Origin of the sequence: Roseateles violae, from assembly GCF_030410485.1 — a bacterium.
GTDB lineage: Bacteria > Pseudomonadota > Gammaproteobacteria > Burkholderiales > Burkholderiaceae_C > Roseateles_D > Roseateles_D violae.
Genome location: NZ_JAUHHC010000004.1, coordinates 523892 through 542172 on the forward strand (window position 1 = coordinate 523892; position 18281 = coordinate 542172).

Here is an 18281-nt window from a genome sequence, read left to right on the forward strand (position 1 = left end):
GCCATGACCGCATCGACCTCGGCCCCTTCTGCCTACCGGGCCGCCTCCCTGCCCGGCTCGCCGCTGTCCGAGGCCTACACGCGCCAGCCGCCCAGCGCGCTGGACAAGCTGGCGAAGGCGCTCTACTGGCCGACGATCGCCGTCATCGCGCTGGCCGCGATGCACCTGGTCTTCATGCTCTACGCGGCCGGCCTGACCGCCTGGGCGCTCGGCGCGCTCCTGCTGTTCGGCGCCGGCTTTGCGATCTATCTGAGCCGCGCCGGCTTAGCCTACCGCTATCTGTTCCCCGGCGTCGCCGGCATGCTGCTCTTCATCGCCTTCCCGCTGCTGTTCACGACGCAGATCGGCTTCACCAACTATTCGTCGGCCCATTTGCTGAGCCAGGAGCGCGTGCGCGAGTTCCTGCTCGAGCAGCACGACACGGTGCTGGACCAGGTGCGCGACTACAGCGTGCACGGCGACGGCAAGGAATTCCGCCTCGTGCTGCGCGACCCGGCCGGCTCTGCCGTGGGCAGCGAGCAGTTTGTCTCGCCGCCGCTGGCGCTGCGCAGCGGCGACAAGCCGCTCACCGTGGCGATGCAGGCCCTCGGCCCGGCCAGCGGCACACTGGGCCCGGCGCTGTCGCTGAAGGAACTGGTCGAACACCGCGCCGCGCTGGCGCAGCTGCGGTTGCAATTGCCCGGCCAGACCGGTGAATCGGCAACGCTGCGCTATCTGGGCCTGCGCGAGTTCGGCCCGGTCAAGGCCCACTACGAGGAACAGGCCGACGGCGCGCTCAAGCGCGTCGCCGACGGCGCCCTGTTCAGACCCGACCCCGCCACCGGCTACTACGAGGGCCAGGGCGCGGCCGCCGGCACGCATCTGGCACCGGGCTACAAGGTGATGGTCGGCGCACAGAACTACAAGCGCATGCTGTTCGATGCCGAGTTCCGCGGCCCCTTCCTGTCGATCTTCGGCTGGACCGTCGTGTTCTCGCTCCTGACCGTCGTCTTCGCGACGGCGATCGGCATGATGCTGGCCGTGCTCCTGAACTGGGAAGACCTGAAGTTCCGCACGACCTACCGCACCCTGCTCTTCCTGCCCTATGCGGTGCCGGGCTTCATCTCGATCCTGGTGTTCAAGGGCCTGTTCAACCAGAACTTCGGCGAGATCAACGCGATCCTCGACGCCTTGTTCGGCGTGCGGCCGGCCTGGTTCGCGGACCCGACCTTGGCGCGCACCATGCTGCTGATCGTCAACGTCTGGCTCGGCTATCCCTACATCCTGATCCTCTGCGCCGGCCTGCTGAAGGCCATCCCCGCCGACCTGTACGAGGCCTCGGCCCTGGCAGGCGCCGGTCCGCTGACCAATTTCTTCAAGATCACGGCGCCGCTGATCATCAAGCCGCTGTCGCCGCTGCTGGTCTCGGCCTTCGCCTTCAACTTCAACAACTTCGTCGTCATCGCCCTGCTCACCGACGGGCGGCCCGACTATCTGTCGACCAAGATCCCGGCCGGCCAGACCGACATCCTGGTCAGCTACACCTACCGCATCGCCTTCCGCGATTCGGGCACCGATTTCGGCCTCGCCGCGGCGATCTCGACGCTGATCTTCGTGCTCGTCGCATCGATGTCGCTGCTGAACCTGCGCCTGATGCGCAAAGCAAACCAATAAAGGCATAGACATGGCCATCGTTCGAGGCAAGCAAGCCCGCTGGCGCGTGTTCGCGGCACATGCGCTGCTGTGGGGCTTTCTGGCGATCACGCTGTTCCCGCTGCTGGCCGTCCTTTCGATCTCGCTGCGGCCCGGCAATTTCGCCACCGGCAGCCTGATCCCCGCGACGATCAGCCTGGAGCACTGGCAGCTGGCGCTGGGCATCCCCTACCAGGCGCCGGACGGCTCGCTGGTCCAGCCGCCCTTCCCGGTGCTGACCTGGCTGTGGAACTCGATCAAGGTCGCGACGATCTCGGCGGCGCTGATCGTCGCGATCTCGACCACGGCCGCCTATGGCTTCGCGCGCCTGAAGTTCCCCTTCAAGACCGGCATCCTGAACAGCATGCTGCTGCTGCAGATGTTCCCGGCCGTGCTGGCCCTGGTGGCGATCTACGCGATCTTCGAGACCATCGGGACCTTCGTGCCCTGGCTGGGCATCGAAACCCATGCCGGCGTGATCGTCGCCTACCTCGGCGGCGTTGCCGCGCACATATGGACGATCAAGGGCTATTTCGAGACTATTCCCGTCGAAATCGAGGAGAACGCCAAGGTCGACGGCGCCACCCACTGGCAGACCTTCCGCCTCGTCTTGCTGCCGATGGCCGTGCCCATCCTGATGGTCGTCTTCGTGCTGGCCTTCATCGGCTGCATCATCGAGTACCCGGTCGCCTCGGTGCTGCTGCGCGAGGAATCGAACCTGACCCTGGCCGTAGGCTCCAAGTACTACCTTCACGACCAGCGCTTCCTCTGGGGCGACTTCGCCGCCGCGGCCGTCCTGTCGGGCCTGCCGATCACCTTGGTCTTCCTGTTTGCCCAACGTTGGATCGTCTCGGGCCTGACCGCCGGCGGCGTGAAGGGTTGAGGCCCCTCGTCCAAGGAGTACCTTGGCCGGTCCCCCGTGGGGACGGCGATAACCGCCGGATCGACCGGCAAGCACATCGCCAGGACGGGCCGGCTTGGGAGCGGCCCGGCGCTCGGCCCGCGATTTTTACGCGTCGCAGTCGCTGCACCGCAGAATGGAAACACTGAGATGGAATTGAGAGATATTGGCTGCACAGGCCTGCGCGTCTCGGCCCTGGGCTTCGGCGCGATGCACATCAACGACGAGCGCGTCGGCGAGGACGAGGCCGGCCGGCTGTTGAACGCGGTGCTCGATCTGGGCATCAATCTGATCGACACGGCGCGCAGCTACGGTCTGTCGGAAGAGCGCATCGGCCGCCATCTGGCGCATCGCCGCGGCGATTTCGTCCTGTCGACCAAGGTCGGCTACGGCGTCGACGGCGTGCCGGACTGGACCTACGACTGCATCGTCGGCGGCGTCGAGCGCGCGCTGCGCCTGATGCGCACGGACTGGCTGGACATCGTCCACCTGCATTCCTGCCCGCTGCAGACCTTGCAGGCGGACGAGGTGATCCGCGCGCTGGACGACTGCCGGCGCGCCGGCAAGCTGCGCGTCGCCGCCTACTCGGGCGACAACGCCGAGTTGGCCGCCGCCCTCGACGATTCGCGCTTCGGCGCCGTGCAGACCTCGATCAGCGTCTGTGACCAGATCAATCTGAGCGAGAACCTGCCGCGCGCCGCCGAGAGGGGCATGGGCGTGATCGCCAAGCGTCCGCTGGCCGGCGCCGTCTGGCGCCATGCCCAGCGGCCCGACGATTTCGCCGAGGGGCAGTACTGGGATCGCTGGCAGGCCATGGGTCTGGACGCCCAGATCGCGCCCGAGGCGCGCACCGAGATCGCCTTGCGCTTCGTCGCCCACCTGCCCGGTGTGGCGAGCAGCATCGTCGGCACCTCCAAGCTCGCGAACCTGCAGCAAAACCTAGCCCTGCTCGCCAAGGGGCCGCTGCCGGCGGCGCAGCAGGCCGCCTTGCGCCAGGTCTTCGCCGACAAGCAAGCGGCATGGGCGGGCCTGATCTGAGCCTGGACGCGCAGCGGCAGCGGCGCAATCTGGATTTCCTGGCCAGCGGTGCCGAATTCGACTTCGGCGATGCGGCCGACTGCCCGCTCCCGCCGGCGGAGCTGGCCGCACTGCAGGCCGACAGCCCCGGCGTCGAAGCCGTCGTCACCGGCGGTCTCAGCGCCGAGGTGCTGAAGCTACGCGTCGGCGAGCGCCTGTTCGCCGTCAAGAAGGCCCGGCCGCAATGCCGGGTCCGCAACGTCGACGGCCAGACCTCCTTTCTGAACGAGCTGCAGCGCCATGCCGAGCTGCGCGCGCTGGCGCTGCCGGGCGTGTTGAAACCGGTCTACGGCTCGCTGCGGCACGGTCTGATCGTCTCGCCCTGGATAGCCGGCGGCAACCCGCAGCGCTTCGATCAACGCCAGACCGCCCAGCTGCTGGAGAGCGGCTGCGCGCTGGTGGCCGCCGGCTTCTTCGAGTGGGACTTCAGCCCCGGCAATCTGCTCGACGATGGCCGCCGGCTCTGGCTGTTCGACTTCGGCTATCTCTACCGCTTCGATCCGCTGAGCCAGTACAACAGCGCCGGCATGGGCAATGACTGCCCGCAGTTCCACCTGGCCGAGCGCATCATCAGCCGCCACCTGTCCGGCCAGCTGCTGATGCTGGACGACACCGAAGCGCTCCCTGCCTTCCGGGACTTCATCGGCCTCGCCCTGCCGGCCTATGAGGGCCTGCAGCGCCAGCTGCGCGAGCGCGGGGCAAGAGCGCATGTGCTGAGCTGGCTCGAGACCATCATGGCCGCATGGCGCGCCGGACTCGACGGCGATCTCGGCCCGCTATTCCTCCAGCAATGCTGGCAGGCCCATGCCCACGATCTCGACGACGATCTGCGTGGACAGAGTTGCACGGCAAGAACGCTGCGGCGGGCCGAGTGGCTGGCGCAGACGGCCGAGCGCGAGCACGCGACGCTGAAGCACAGCGGCGCCCTGCCCGCGGCGCTCGCCCAGCTCGATGCCAATGCGTTGGGTGCGCATTACCGCGGCCTCGGCGCGCAGGCTCGGGCCTACCTCATCGCCTGAGCAGCGCCGGCAGGCGCATGCTCAGATCCGGCATCCAACCCTCTTCATCGCCGGCCAGACGCTGGTCGTGACGGTAGTCCTCATGGACCTCGATCCGCCAGTCGCTGCGCTCGAAGCGCTCGCGCAGCGCGGCCGCGATGCGGTCGAAGCTGTGGCCCTCGCGCGCATTGCTGTCCAGATGGACGGGACCGGCCGATGGCGTCTTGGCAAGCAGCAGATCGAGCAAGGCCGCGGCGGTGTCCTCCATGAAGGAGCAGGCCGGGATCCAGGCGCGGCTGGCGCCGACACGGCCCTCGCGGCGCTGCCATTCATCGAGCGCCGCCAGCATATTGTTGCCGCGGCCGTCGGCGGCGATCTGCCAGCCGATGCGCGTGATCGTCGCGGCCGGATGGGCCGCCCGCACGGCATCCTCGCAGGCGATCTTGTAGCGGCCGTAGTCGTCCTTGGCCGTGCGCACATCGCCGGGGCGATGCGGACCGTCGGGAAGCTGGTCGAAGACCATCGCCGTGCTGGTGAACAGGAAAGGCCGCTTATTGCGTGCCGCCCAGCCGGCCAGGTTCTCGGCCCAGTCCGCGCCGCCCATCGCCAGATGCGCGATCGCATCGGGCTGCCGGGCATCGAGCCAGGCCTGCCCGGCGGCGAGATCCTGCGGATCAAGCAAAACGCGGTCCCAGCCCAGAGGCCGGAGACCGCGTTCCTGTGCCAGCGCCGCAAGCTTGGGCGCCAGCGTGCCGTTCAGGCCGGTGATCAGCAAACTTGCCATCGCCGGCCTTCGGCTTCGCTGAGATTTAGAACTTGTAGTTCGCGCCCAGCAGGTAGCTGCGGCCCCACTTGATCGACTCCAGCGGGCGGTCCTTCGTGCCGGCATAGGTCCGGTAGTCGGAATCGCCCAGGTTGTTGACCTGGAACAGCAGGCCCAGGCCCTTGGCCCAGCCGTCGCTGAAGGTGTAGCCGATCTGCAGGTCGGTGACATCCTCGCCGACCACATAGCGCAGCGTGCGGTTGCCGTCGAAGTTGCCGATCTCGCCGATGAAGTCCGAACGCTTGCGCTGGCTGATCCGCGCCTCGAAGCCCTTGTGCTCGTAATAGGCGGTCAGGTTGTAGACCCGCTCCGACAGACCCGGCAGCGCGATCTCGCCAGGGCCGACGCTGCTGGCGCTGTCGGGAGCCTTGATCTTGATATTGCTGTCGGTGAAGCTGGCGCTGGCCATGATGCCGAAGCCGCTCAGTGCCGGCGTGAACAGGCTCAACGGCAGCGAGGCCGCCAGCTCGATGCCCTGCAGCTTGCCGCCCTTGCCGTTGTACGGGGCGGTGAAGTTGCCGGTCGTCTGGGCCGGCGGGCAGGCGCCGCTGCCGCCGTTGCAGGTGTTCGGCGGTGCATAGCCGGCGATGAACTTCGAGAAGTCGTAGCTGCCGTTGGTCTGCGTGTAGATATAGCTCTTCAGGTCCTTGTAGAAGGCGGCCGCAGCCACATAGGCCTTGTTGCCGAAGTACTTCTCGTAGGACAGGTCGACCGCATTGGCCAGCCAGGGGTCGAGCTCCGGGTTGCCACCGCTGGCGCCCGGCTTGCCGGTGGCCGTGTCGATGCCGAAATCGACGCCGGCACGCAGCTCGTCGACGCGCGGACGCGCCATCTGGCGGGCCAGGGCGAAACGCACCGTCTGATCGTTACCGAGCGAGAAGGCCAGGTTCAGGCTGGGCAGCCATTCGGTGTCGGTCTTGCCACCGGAGATCGGCCTGACCTGCTCGCCGGCCGGCTTGGTGCCGTCGAAGTAGTTCGCGTTCGAGGACTGCTCGACGCGCACGCCCTGCAGGCCGACATTGCCGCGCACCGGCACGCCGCCCCACTGCGCGTCGATATTGGCCTTGGCGAACAGCGTCGTCGTCTTCTCCTCGACGGTCCAGGCCTTGGCGATCAGGTAGCCGGCCGAGGTCTCGCTCGGGTTGAAGGTCATGTAGCGGCCGACGGCGCCGGGCACGTTCCAGGCCGGGATCTTGCCGACGCCGGCGAAGCCCAGGTCCACCAGGCCGTACTGCAGATCGGAGGCGATCGCCGTGTCGCCCTGGGCGCCGACATTGATATTGCCTTCGGGCTGGTGCTTTTCCTTCGAGCGGTCGGCGTAGTTCAGACCCACGTCGATGTCGGAGAACAGCCCCTTGGCGAAGGGAGTGGCCCAGTTGCCAACCAACTTGAAGCCCTTCAGTTCGTCCTCGACGCTGGGCACCTTGCCGTAGCCGGAGCCGTAGATCGTGCCGGTCAGCAGCAGCTTGCTCGGATCGGAGTAGCTCAGCCCCGGCGTCAGCTGCGAGAAACCGTTGCCGTTGAAGGCCAGCTTGACCGAATCGAGCTGCGGCTTGGGCACCAGCTGGGTGTTGTTCTCCAGGCTCAGCTCGTCGCGCTTGGCGTGCGAGTAGTTCAGGTCGGCCGTCAGCGTGAAGTCGTCGCTGAAGCGGAACTTGTTGTTCCAGCCGGCAGCCTTGATCTCGTCCTCGCGCTTGTTGTACATGCCGCGAACCAGCGGGTAGACGTTCTGCGCGGTGCCGCCGGTCATCGTGTTGCTCGAATTGACGGTCACGCCGGTGAAGTTCAGCCCCGGGTTGTAGCCGCCGTTGTAGCCGCCGATATGGACCTCGAACTGGTTCGCCGTGTTCTCCTGCTCGGCCTTGGTGAAGAAGCCGTCGACGACGCTGGTCCAGCTGTCGCTGGGACGGAACTCGACCGTGCCGATGAAGCCATCGCGCTTGGAGACGCCGGTGCGGCGCAGGGCCTTGATGCCGTCGGTGATGTAGGTGCCGGCCGGCACGCCGGGGCGGCCCTCGACCTTCCAGGGCTCGTACAGGCCGACCTGCTCTTCCGCCACCGGGGTCTCCAGGTGGGCGTAACCGAGGGCAACGCCGATGGTCTTGCCGTTGAACTGGTCCACATAGCTGGCGCTGAAGCGGTTGCCGGTGTCCTTGGCATTGGCCGCATCGCCCATCGAGGTCTTCGAGCCCCGGGCGTTCAGCACGATCGCGCGGCTGCCGAAGGCCAGCGGGCGGATCGTCTGCATGTCCAGCGTGCCGGACAGGCCCTGGCCGACCAGGCCGGCATCCGGCGTCTTGTAGACGACGACGCCGCTGAGCAGTTCGGACGGGTACTGGTCGAACTCGACGCTGCGGTTGTCGCCGGTGGAAACCATCTCGCGACCGTTCAGCAGCGTGGTCGCGAAGTCGGGCGACAGACCGCGCACGCTGATCACCTGGGCACGGCCGGCGACGCGCTGCGCCGACAGACCGGGCAGACGGGCCAGCGACTCGGCGATCGAGACATCGGGCAGCTTGCCGATGTCTTCGGACGAGATCGCCTCGACGATGGAGTCGGAGTTCTTCTTGACCGAGATCGCCTCTTCGATGCCTTTGCGAATGCCGGTGACGGTGACCGTCTCCAGCGTCGACGCCGCCTGCTGCGCTTGCGCACCGGCGACCAGCATCAGGAGGCCGCAGCCGACGGCTACCGGACTCACCTTGAACAGGGTTTCACGCGGCTGGGCCACGCGCTTTTCTTTGGACGTATTCATATCTGTCTCCTCAAGCTCACTGGAACAAAGATTCCGCTATGCACACGAGGCCCGCCAAACAGCGGGCATCGTCGACACAGGGTTCAAGAACCCAAGGTCTTACATCGGTTTGTATCAAAACTAGATAATTCTGCGAGCCGACGTAAACCCTAGACGTTGCTTTACTACCACCTGTTTCGCACCGTTACCGGCAGACAACCCAGGGTTACTACTGATTTTCTATTTGAATCCCTAGCTTTCAATCACTATTCGCCCGGTCGGTACACTGTTGCATGTAGTCGAACTACATTTCATAAAACGAAATTTCTAGGCGCCATGCTGCTCGATGGCCTGAGCGGCCCCGTCCAGCGCCGCCATCGTGTCGGTGATCAGCAGGGTCGGAATCGCCTGCAGATAGCCGCGGAAGCGCCCCTTGGCCTCGAAGCGCTCGCGAAAGCGCGAGGCAAAGAAACGCTCGCCGAGCCGCGGCACGATGCCACCGCCGATATAGACGCCGCCGCGCGCACCCAGCGTCAGGGCCACATTGCCGGCAAAGCCACCCAGCAGCGCGCAGAACGCGTCGAGGGTGCGCACGGCCAGCGGATCGACGCCGGCCAGGCCCTGCTCGACGATGGCCTCGGCGCTCAGCGGCTCGGCACTCGCGCCCTGCACGGCCACGACGGCGCGATGCAGCAGCGGCAGACCGATGCCGGACAGCAGGCGCTCGGCCGAGACATGCTCGTAATCGCGCCGCACATGGTTCAGCAACTCGCTCTCGAAGGCGTCCGCCGGCGCCAGCGTCGCGTGACCGCCCTCGCCCGGCAGCGCCAACCAGCCATGCGCGGCGCGCACGACGCCGGCCACGCCGAGACCCGTGCCCGGGCCGATCACGGCCAGCACCGCATCGGGCGCGGCTTCCGCCGGGCCGGGCCAGCGGCGCAGCTGATGCCCATGCAGGCGCGGCAGCGACAGCGCCAGCGCCTCGAAGTCATTCAGCACCAGCAGCACGTCCAGTCCCAACTCGCCTTGCACCGCATCGCGCGAAAAGCTCCAGTGCCCGTTGGTCAGCTCGACCCGGTCGCCACCATCCAGCGCCGTTGCGACGGCAAAGGCCGCGCCATGCGGCGCGGCGTAGGCGGCGCCGAGCCGCTGCGCCAGAGCGGCCAGATAGGCGCGCGCCGCGGCCGCCGGCCCCGCATGGTCGGCGACGGCCAGCACCTGCACATGCTCGACGACGGCGCCGGCCGCCGCCACCCAACCGAAGCGGGCATTGCTGCCGCCGATATCGGCCACCAGCCAGGGAAAGCCGGCGCTCATGATGCGGCCGCCGGCCGCTCATCGGCCCGGATTGCCCGTTCAGGGGCGCAACAGAAATTCGCGTCTTGCACGGTCGGATCAATCTCGCTGCGCGCTGCTGGCACGGTGCCGGCGGCGCTGGGTGTTCGTTCTTCCGATCGCCGGCACGCCCCGAGGACAGCGCCGGCCGCTGCTTCACAAAACGGAAGCGAATCGAAAGGTAGCAAAACTACATTGTGAACACAATAGCAAGCTTTCCACCTGGAACTTTCCCTGGTAGTCCGTGTTAACAGGCGCCAAAGATGCTTGCAAGGAAGATGTAGTCGAGCTACAAAACAGCCAGTCCGCAAGTCGCCCAAGCCGGGTCGGCGCGGGCCGCGCCGGCCTGCCGTCGCCGCAGCCCCATAATGACGCGCCATTGATCATCTGCCGCCCATGACGCCAAGCTTCGACAGCCCCCGACTGATTGCCGACATCGGCGGCACCTATGCGCGTTTCGCGCTGGAAACCAGTCCCGGCGAGTTCAGCCATATCGCCTCGCTGCGCTGCGCCGAACATGCCGACTTCCATGCCGCGGTCAGTGCCTATCTGGGCACGCTGTCGGCCGAGGAGATCGGCAGTCAGGCGATCGCCCATGCGGCGATCGCCATCGCCAATCCGGTCGAGGGCGACCAGGTGCGGATGACCAATTACCACTGGCAGTTCTCGATCGAGGAAATGCGCCAGCGCCTGGGCCTGGACACCCTGGTCGTCGTCAACGACTTCACCGCGCTGGCCATGGCCCTGCCCAAGCTGGCGCCCGGCGATGCGCGCCAGATCGGCGGCGGCCAGGCGCGCCGGCCCAGCGTGATCGGCCTGCTGGGCTCGGGTTCGGGCCTGGGCGTGTCGGGCCTGATCCCGTCCGGCGACGGCTGGATTGCCCTGGGCACCGAGGGCGGCCACACCAGCTTCGCGCCGCGCGACGAACGCGAAATCGTGATCCTGCGCCATGCCTGGCAGCAGTTCGAGCATGTGTCCTTCGAGCGCCTGCTGTCCGGCCCGGGCATCGAGCTGATCTACCGCGCGCTGGCCGAGCATGCCGGCCAGGCGGCGCAGGCGCTGGCCGCGCCCGAGATCACCCAGCGCGCGCTGGAGGGCAGCGATGCCGTCTGCGTGGACACGCTCGAGGTCTTCTGCAGCCTGCTCGGCACCGCCGCGGCCAATCTGGCCGTGACGCTGGGTGCCCTGGGCGGCATCTATATCGGCGGCGGCATCGTGCCGCGGCTGGGCGCCTATTTCGACCGCTCGCCCTTCCGCTCCCGCTTCGAGGACAAGGGCCGCTTCAGCGACTATCTGGCCGCGATCCCGACCTTCGTCATCACCGCCGAACACGCGACCTTCAAGGGCGCCTCGGCGATCCTGGAGGCGCAACTGAGCAGCCTGCAGAGCGCGCCGGGCACCGCGATCCTGGGCCAGATCCGGCGCGCTCGCGCCGGCCTGTCGCCGGCCGAGTTGCGTGTCGCCGACCATGTGCTGGCCCATGCCCGCTCGGTGCTCAACGACCCAATCGCCGAGATCGCGCGCGCCGCCCAGGTCAGCCAGCCGACAGTGATCCGCTTCTGCCGCTCGCTGGGCTGCGAGGGCCTCTCGGACTTCAAGCTGCGCCTGGCCTCCAGCCTGACCGGCACCGTGCCGGTCACGCATACCCAGGTCAAGAGCGACGACTCGATGCTGGAGCTCGGCGCCAAGGTGCTGGGCAACACCGCCTCGGCCATCCTGCAGGTGCGCAGCGCGCTGAACCGCGAGATGACCGACCGCGCGATCGATCTGCTGCTGGGCGCCGGGCGGATCGAGTTCTACGCGGCCGGCCATTACGGCGTCGTCGCGCAGGATGCGCAGTTCAAGTTCCTGCGCTTCGGCATGTCGGCCGGCGCGCACACCGATCCGCGCCTGCAGATGCTGGCCGCCAATGTGCTGAAACCCGGCGACGTGGCCGTCGTCATCAGCAGCAGCGGGCGCCTGCCCGAACTCCTGGAGGTGGTCGAGAAGGCCCATGAGCGCGGCGCCTATGTGCTGGCCATCACGGCCAGCCAGAGCCCGCTGGCGCGCAAGGCCGATGTGGTGCTGATCGTCGACCATGTGGAGGACGTGTCCACCCATCTGCCGATGATCAGCCGCATCCTGCACCTGCTGGTGATCGACATCCTGGCCGTCGGCGTGGCGATGCGCCGCGCTCCGGAGGGCGTGCCGCTGCTCGGCGGTCAGGTCGAGGAGCGGCTCGATGAAGGCGGCGCGCCGGCGCCGGCCGCCAAGGGCGCACGCAGCGCCGCGCCGGGCGTCAGCCTGGCCGCGCCGCTGGCCCGGCTGACCTCGCACAGCCGCTGAACGCGGCGCGATCTGCACCGCGGGTATAGGAGCATGCGGGGCGCCCTCGGCGCTGTACTAGCATGGGGGCATCACCGCCAACCAGGAGTGCGCCCATGAGCATCGTCCACGCCAATCTGCAGGCCCTGCCCGGCGTGCTCGACCGCCGCGCGATGCTGCAGGCGCTGGAGGCGGCGGCCCAGGCCGCGCGCGCCAGCGGCCATTCGCTGGCGCTGCTGACCCTGGACCTCGACCACTTCAAGGACTACCAGGATGCACAGGGCCCCGGCGCGGCCGAGACCGTGCTGACCCAGTTGGCGATGCTGCTGCAGCAACTCCAGCCGGGCGGCGCGCGCGTGGCCTATCTGGGCGCCGATGAATTCGTCATGCTGCTGCCGGATCTGAGCCTGGCAGCCGCCGCCGCGCTGGCCGAGCGCCTGCGCGAGCGCATTGCCAGCGCGCTGGCCCAGCTGGGCGGCCAGCCGCCGCTGAGCGCAACCATAGGCGTGGCCGCCAGCCCGGCCGGCCAGGACTGGGCCGCGCCCAGCCTCTTGGCCCTGGCCGATATGCGCATGACCTTTGCCAAGCGCCGCCTGACCCCGCACCACAATCTGGTCTGGGCCGGCTCCCTGCCCTCGGACTGGTATGCGCGGCTGGACATCGATCCGGCCCGCTGGCCCAGCCAGTGAGACCGCCGATAATGGCGGCGTGAAAAAGACCTTCAACCTGAAGATCGACGGCAAGCACCCCGAGCGCCTGCTGGAAGCGATCAAGCACGAAATCCGCAAATACCTGGCCCGCGAGCGCCGCAAGCCGCTGCCCAAGGGGGCGGACTTCTGGGATTTCGATTGCCGCTTCGGCGCCAGCGAAGAGACGGCCGAGGCGGTCCGCGTCGGCGCGATCACCGAGCTGATCAATGCCAGCGCCGCCAGCGGCGCCGAGCAGTTCTACATCGAGCTGCTGGCCAGGCCGGGCCAGCGGGTCCTCAAGACCCCGGTGGTCAGCTACGACAAGGCCGAGTAGGCCTGAATCAGAAGGCCGCGATGCCGGTCATCGCCCGGCCGAGGATCAGCGCATGGATGTCGTGCGTGCCCTCGTAGGTGTTGACCACCTCCAGGTTCACCAGGTGGCGGGCGATGCCGAACTCGTCCGAGATGCCGTTGCCGCCCAACATATCGCGCGCGCTGCGGGCGATGTCCAGGCTCTTGCCGCACGAGTTGCGCTTCATGATCGAGGTGATCTCGACCGAGGCCGTGCCCTCGTCCTTCATCCGGCCCAGGCGCAGACAGCCCTGCAGGCCCAGGGTGATCTCGGTCTGCATATCGGCCAGCTTCTTCTGCACCAGTTGGTTGGCCGCCAGCGGCTTGCCGAACTGCTTGCGGTCCAGCGTGTACTGGCGCGCGGTGTGCCAGCAGTCCTCGGCGGCGCCGAGCGCGCCCCAGGCGATGCCGTAGCGCGCCGAATTCAGGCAGGTGAACGGCCCCTTCAGACCGCGCACATCCGGGAAGGCGTTCTCCTCCGGGCAGAAGACCTCGTCCATGACGATCTCGCCGGTGATCGAGGCGCGCAGGCCGACCTTGCCGTGGATGGCCGGGGCACTCAGCCCCTTCCAGCCCTTCTCCAGCACGAAGCCGCGGATCTGGCCGCCATCGTCCTTGGCCCAGACCACGAACACGTCGGCGATCGGGCTGTTGGTGATCCACATCTTGGAGCCGCTCAAGCTATAGCCGCCGTCGACCTTTTTCGCCCGGGTGATCATCGAGCCCGGGTCCGAGCCGTGGTTGGGCTCGGTCAGGCCGAAGCAGCCGATCCATTCGCCCGAGGCCAGCTTGGGCAGGTATTTGCGCTTGGTCTGCTCGTTGCCGAACTCGTTGATCGGCACCATTACCAGCGAGCTCTGCACGCTCATCATCGAGCGGTAGCCGGAGTCGACCCGCTCGACCTCGCGGGCGATCAGGCCGTAGCACACATAGTTCAGGCCGGCGCCGCCGTATTGCTCGGGGATGGTTGCGCCCAGCAGACCCAGCTCGCCCATCTCGCGGAAGATGCTGGCGTCGGTCTTTTCGTGCCGGAAGGCCTCCAGCACCCGCGGCGCCAGCTTGTCCTGGCAATAGGCGCGGGCGGCATCGCGCACCGCGCGCTCCTCTTCGCTCAGTTGCTGGTCCAGCAGCAGCGGATCGTCCCAGTGGAAGGAAGCCTTGGTCTTGCTCATATCGATGTCTCTGATGGGGTGGAATATTGCTTGAATGCTAGCCCTGGACGGGCACGACCGCTGTCACCTCGATTTCGACCTTGGCGCGGTCCTCGATCAGACCGGCGACCTGCACGGCCGTCATCGCGATGCCGAACTCCCGGCCCAGGATCTCGCGGTAGGCGGCGCCGACCTCGCGGCCGCGCGCCACGTACTCGCGTTTGTCGAGCAGATACCAGGTCATGCGCACGATGTGCTCGGGGCCGGCACCGGCCTCGGCGAGCACCGCCTTGATATTGGCCAGGGTCTGCCGCAGCTGGGCGACGAAGTCGTCGCTCTCGAACTCGCAATGCGCGTTCCAGCCGATCTGGCCGGCGACGAAGATCTGGCGGCCGCTCGCTGCGACGCCGTTCGCATAGCCGCGCGGCGCGGCCCATCCCGCCGGTTGGAGGACTTGTTTTTCTGTCGTCATTCCTGCTCTCCTAGCGCCCGCTCCAGCGCGGCGCGCAAATCATCGGGAAAGGGCTGGGCCGCATGCGTGTCCAGCGAGGTGCAGACCAGCACCTGCTCGAAGGCCACGCGCAGGCCGTCCTCGCACTCGAAGGCGATCGCCAGGCCCAGCGATGTGCGGCCCAGCTTCTCGATGCGGATGCGCTGGCTCAGCCAGTCGCCCATGCGGCTGATGCGCCTGAAATCGGCCGCCAGCCGCACGCTGGGCATGCCGGTGCGGCGCGCGCCCAGCAGCTGCGCATAGTCGATGCCCAGGCCGTCGGTGAACCAGTCCTCGACCAGCGCATTGAGCATCTCGAAGTAGCGCGGGTAGAAGACGATGCCCGCCGGGTCGCAATGGCCGAAGCGCACCAGCTCGCGGCGCTCGAAGGCGGTGTTCTTCATGTGCCGACCCCCAGGTAGCGCTGCCACAGGCCCGGGTCGGCGGCCAGCGCCGCCGAGTCGCCGGCCCAGACGACGCGGCCGCGCTCGACGATGCTGTGCCGATCGGCCAGGCGAATCAGCCGCCGCACGTATTTGTCGACGACCAGAATCGTCTGGCCGGCCGCGCGCAAGGCGTCGAGGCAGCGCCAGATCTCCTCGCGGATCAGCGGCGCCAGGCCCTCGGTCGCCTCGTCGAGGATCATCAGCTTGGGGTTGGTCACCAGCGCGCGGGCGATCGCCAGCATCTGCTGCTCGCCGCCGGAGAGCTGGTTGCCCATGTTCGCGCCGCGCTCCTTCAGCCGCGGGAACAGGGCCAGCAGGCGCTCGACCGTCCAGCGCTCGGCCCCCGCGCCGCTGCGGTTCGCCGCGAAGGCCTGCAGATGTTCCAGCACCGTCAGGTTCGGGAACACCTGCCGCCCCTCGGGCACGATGGCCAGGCCCAGGCGCGCGATGCGGTCGGCGGGCCAGCCGGTGACGTCCTCGCCGGCGAAGCGGATGCGGCCGGCGCTGGGGCTCATCCAGCCGCTCAGGCAGCGCAAGGTCGTGCTCTTGCCCATGCCATTGCGGCCCAGCAGGGTGACGACCTCGCCGGCCCGTACCGTCAGATCGAGGTCGAACAGCACCTGGCTGCCGCCGTAGCCGGCCTGCAGGCCGCTCACTTCCAGCAAGACGCTCACAGGGCGGCCTCCATCGCTTCATCGCCCAGATAGGCCTTGACGACCTCCGGATGCGCGCGGATCTGCTGCGCCGTGCCGCTGGCGATCACCCGGCCGCTGACCAAGGTGGAGATGCGGTCGGCCAGGCGGAACACCGCGTCCATATCGTGCTCCACCAGCAAGAGGGTCAGGCCTTGCAGACGCAGCGACTGCAGCAGCTCGACCATGCGCTCCGACTCATCGGGCCCCATGCCGGCCATCGGCTCGTCCAGCAGCAGCAGGCGCGGCCTGGCGGCCAGCGCCAGGCCGACCTCCAGCTGGCGCTGCTCGCCATGGGCGAGACTGCCGGCGATGCGTCCGCCCTGCCCCGCCAGACCGATCTGCGCCAGCAGCGCCTCGGCCTCGGCGTACAGCGCCTCGTCGGCGAGGGCCGCGCGCCACCAGCTCGGCCGGCCCGGGCGGCGCGCCTGCAGCGCCAGCGCCAGGTTGTCGAGCACCGAATAGCGCCTGAAGATGCTGGTGATCTGGTAGGAACGCACGAGGCCGGCGCGCACATGGGCGGCGATGCCGGCATCGCGCAGCTCGCGCCCGTCGAAGACGATGCGGCCGCCATCGGCGCGCAGGGCGCCCGAGATCTGGTGGATCAGCGTGGTCTTGCCGGCGCCGTTGGGGCCGATCAGCGCATGGATCTCGCCGCCGCGCACCTCGAACGAGGCCTCGTCGGTGACCGCCAGCGCGCCGAAGCGCTTGACCAGTTTCTCGACCTTCAGCAGGGGCTCATCAGCCATGACGGGCCCTCTTTCTGATCAGGCCACCCAGGCCCTGCGGCGCGAACAACACGACGGCCAAGAGCAGCAGGCCCAGCGCCATCTGCCAGTGCAGGGTGTAGCCGGACAGCAGTTCCTCCAGCAGCAGCAAGACGGCCGCGCCGAGCGCACCGCCATAGAGCCCGCCGGCCCCGCCGATGATGACCATGATCATCAGCTGGCCCGATTGCGACCAGTGCAGCATATGCGGCGTGACCAGGCCGTTCAGGTTTGCCAGCAGGGCGCCGGCCAGGCCGGCCAGCGCGCCGGCGACGACGAAGGCCTGCCACTGGATCGCGAAGACCGAGGCGCCGACGGCGCCCATGCGCTGCTCGTTCTCCTTCGTGCCCTGCAGCAGGCGGCCGAAGGGCGAATTGACCAGGCGCTGCAGGAACAGCATCGCCGCTGCCGTCAGCGCCAGCACCAGCCAGTAGAACTGCGCATCGTCCTTCAGCACCCGGGTCGGCAGCGGCAGCCCGTCCTCGCCGCCATAGGCCTTCAGCGACACGACCAGGTAATAGAACATCTGGGCGAAGGCCAGGGTGATCATGATGAAGTAGACGCCGCGCGTGCGCAGGCTGACCGCCCCGATCAGCGCCGCCGCAAGACCCGACACCGCCATGGCGGCCGGCCAGGCGACCCAGGCCGAGGCGATGCCGGCGTCCATCAGGATGCCGACCGTGTAGGCGCCCAGGCCGACGAAGGCCGCATGGCCGAAGCTGACCAGGCCGCCGAAGCCGAGGATCAGGTTCAGGCTGCTGGCGGCGATCGCGAAGATCAGCACCCGGCTCAGCACGCCGACATAGAACTCCATGCCGAAGGCGCTCAGGAGCGGCGGCATGGCGGCCAGCAGCGCCAGCAGCGGAATCGCCCAGCGGCCGAGGCCCTTGTGATGAAGAAGGCTTGTTCTCCTCATCATCAGCCTCGCGCGGGGAACAGGCCCTGCGGCTTCCAGAACAGCACGGCCGCCATCAGCAGGTAGATCAGGATGGACGCCAGCGCCGGGCCCAGGTTCGAGGCCACCTCGGCAGAGGCGAGTTGGCGCAGCAGCGCGGGCAGCAGGGTGCGGCTGCAGGTATCGACCAGGCCCACCAGCAGCGAGCCGACCAGGGCGCCGCGGATCGAGCCGATGCCGCCGATGACGATGACGACGAAGGCCAGGATCAGGATGCTCTCGCCCATGCCCACCTGCACCGCCAGCAGCGGCCCCAGCAGCGAGCCGGCCAAGGCGCACAGCGCCGCACCGAAGCCGAAGACCGCCGTGAACAGCCAGCCGATATTGACGCCCATCGCGGTCGCCATCGCGCGGTTCGAGGCGCCGGCGCGCACCCACATGCCCCAGCGCGTCTTCGTTACCAGCACATAAAGCAGCGCCGCCACCAGCAGGCCGACGACGATGATCAAGAGCCGGTAGGCCGGGTACAGCAGGCCCGGCAGCAGTTCGACCGGGCCGGACAGGGCGGCCGGCGTGTTCAGCATCACCGGCTGCTCGCCCCAGATCATGCGCACGCCCTCGTTGCAGATCAGGATCAGCGCGAAGGTCGCCAGCACCTGGGACAGGTGGTCGCGCGCATAAAGCCGGCGCAGCAGCCCCACTTCCAGCAGCATGCCGAAGGCGGCGGTGCCGAGCAGGGCCGCCAGCACCGCCAGGCCGAAGGAGCCGCTGGCCTGCAGCGCGGCGGCCATCAGGTAGGCGCCGACCATGTACAGCGAGCCGTGGGCCAGATTGATCATGTCCATGATGCCGAACACCAGGGTCAGCCCGGCGGCCAGCAGAAACAGCATCAGGCCGAACTGCAGGCCGTTCAGGGCCTGCTCGGTGACGAGAATCCAGTCCATTTCAGCGATTCAC

At 68.1% G+C, this 18281-nt stretch carries 17 protein-coding genes; 7 read left to right on the plus strand and 10 right to left on the minus strand.

Annotated features, from left to right (window positions below; genetic code table 11):
* Positions 1-3: 3 nt before the first annotated feature.
* The 4 genes from malF (at position 4) to QWJ38_RS16845 (ending at position 4668) form a co-directional block, all read left to right on the plus strand.
* Positions 4-1653, plus strand: a complete 1650-nt coding sequence (gene malF, locus QWJ38_RS16830) for a maltose ABC transporter permease MalF (RefSeq protein ID WP_290360259.1) — start codon at positions 4-6, stop codon at positions 1651-1653.
* 10 nt (positions 1654-1663) lie between these two features.
* Entirely contained in the window at positions 1664-2554 is an 891-nt protein-coding gene (gene malG, locus QWJ38_RS16835; RefSeq protein ID WP_290360260.1) for a maltose ABC transporter permease MalG, read from the plus strand.
* Between the two features lie 168 nt (positions 2555-2722).
* The gene (locus QWJ38_RS16840; protein WP_290360261.1) at positions 2723-3610 is read left to right on the plus strand and encodes an aldo/keto reductase; all 888 of its coding nucleotides are present in this window, start codon (positions 2723-2725) and stop codon (positions 3608-3610) included.
* Positions 3592-4668, plus strand: coding sequence for a protein kinase family protein (locus QWJ38_RS16845; protein WP_290360262.1), 1077 nt, complete (start codon positions 3592-3594; stop codon positions 4666-4668). The genes QWJ38_RS16840 and QWJ38_RS16845 overlap by 19 nt, the downstream gene beginning before the upstream one ends.
* On the opposite strand, the gene QWJ38_RS16850 is transcribed toward QWJ38_RS16845, so the two are convergent.
* The 3 genes from QWJ38_RS16850 to glk all read right to left on the minus strand — a co-directional run bounded on the left by QWJ38_RS16850 (position 4658) and on the right by glk (position 9521).
* Positions 4658-5431, minus strand: coding sequence for a sugar nucleotide-binding protein (locus QWJ38_RS16850; protein ID WP_290360263.1), 774 nt, complete (start codon positions 5429-5431; stop codon positions 4658-4660). The two genes, QWJ38_RS16845 and QWJ38_RS16850, sit on opposite strands and share 11 nt — an antisense overlap.
* 25 nt (positions 5432-5456) lie before the next feature.
* A complete protein-coding gene (locus tag QWJ38_RS16855) occupies positions 5457-8225 on the minus strand; it encodes a TonB-dependent receptor (RefSeq protein ID WP_290360264.1) in 2769 nt (922 codons plus the stop codon).
* Between the two features lie 306 nt (positions 8226-8531).
* The gene (glk, locus tag QWJ38_RS16860) at positions 8532-9521 is read right to left on the minus strand and encodes a glucokinase (RefSeq protein ID WP_290360265.1); all 990 of its coding nucleotides are present in this window, start codon (positions 9519-9521) and stop codon (positions 8532-8534) included.
* A gap of 414 nt (positions 9522-9935) precedes the next feature.
* Between glk and QWJ38_RS16865 the strand changes: the two genes are divergently transcribed.
* From QWJ38_RS16865 to QWJ38_RS16875, 3 genes are all read left to right on the plus strand, one after another.
* Positions 9936-11864 (plus strand): glucokinase, encoded by a 1929-nt coding sequence (locus QWJ38_RS16865; RefSeq protein WP_290360266.1) that lies wholly within the window; start codon positions 9936-9938, stop codon positions 11862-11864.
* Between the two features lie 95 nt (positions 11865-11959).
* Positions 11960-12532 carry a diguanylate cyclase domain-containing protein gene (locus tag QWJ38_RS16870; RefSeq protein ID WP_290360267.1) on the plus strand — a complete coding sequence of 191 codons (573 nt, stop codon included), beginning with the start codon at positions 11960-11962 and terminating at the stop codon, positions 12530-12532.
* A gap of 19 nt (positions 12533-12551) precedes the next feature.
* Positions 12552-12866, plus strand: coding sequence for a DUF6172 family protein (locus QWJ38_RS16875; RefSeq protein ID WP_290360268.1), 315 nt, complete (start codon positions 12552-12554; stop codon positions 12864-12866).
* Between the two features lie 7 nt (positions 12867-12873).
* Here QWJ38_RS16875 and QWJ38_RS16880 read toward each other — a convergent pair whose 3' ends face one another.
* The 7 genes from QWJ38_RS16880 to QWJ38_RS16910 are packed head-to-tail and all read right to left on the minus strand — an operon-like array spanning position 12874 to position 18268.
* Positions 12874-14055: an acyl-CoA dehydrogenase gene (locus tag QWJ38_RS16880; RefSeq protein ID WP_290360269.1), complete on the minus strand. Its 1182-nt coding sequence runs from the start codon at positions 14053-14055 to the stop codon at positions 12874-12876.
* Positions 14056-14092: 37 nt separating this feature from the next.
* Entirely contained in the window at positions 14093-14506 is a 414-nt protein-coding gene (locus QWJ38_RS16885; protein WP_290360270.1) for a RidA family protein, read from the minus strand.
* Positions 14503-14928 carry an acyl-CoA thioesterase gene (locus tag QWJ38_RS16890; protein ID WP_290360271.1) on the minus strand — a complete coding sequence of 142 codons (426 nt, stop codon included), beginning with the start codon at positions 14926-14928 and terminating at the stop codon, positions 14503-14505. The genes QWJ38_RS16885 and QWJ38_RS16890 overlap by 4 nt, the downstream gene beginning before the upstream one ends.
* Entirely contained in the window at positions 14925-15635 is a 711-nt protein-coding gene (locus QWJ38_RS16895; RefSeq protein WP_290360418.1) for an ABC transporter ATP-binding protein, read from the minus strand. The genes QWJ38_RS16890 and QWJ38_RS16895 overlap by 4 nt, the downstream gene beginning before the upstream one ends.
* A gap of 5 nt (positions 15636-15640) precedes the next feature.
* Entirely contained in the window at positions 15641-16411 is a 771-nt protein-coding gene (locus QWJ38_RS16900) for an ABC transporter ATP-binding protein (RefSeq protein ID WP_290360272.1), read from the minus strand.
* Complete coding sequence (locus QWJ38_RS16905) at positions 16404-17345, minus strand: branched-chain amino acid ABC transporter permease (protein ID WP_290360273.1); 942 nt, start codon at positions 17343-17345, stop codon at positions 16404-16406. Before QWJ38_RS16905 ends, QWJ38_RS16900 begins: the two co-directional genes overlap by 8 nt.
* Positions 17346-17347: 2 nt before the next feature.
* A complete protein-coding gene (locus tag QWJ38_RS16910; RefSeq protein ID WP_290360274.1) occupies positions 17348-18268 on the minus strand; it encodes a branched-chain amino acid ABC transporter permease in 921 nt (306 codons plus the stop codon).
* Positions 18269-18281 lie beyond the last annotated feature (13 nt).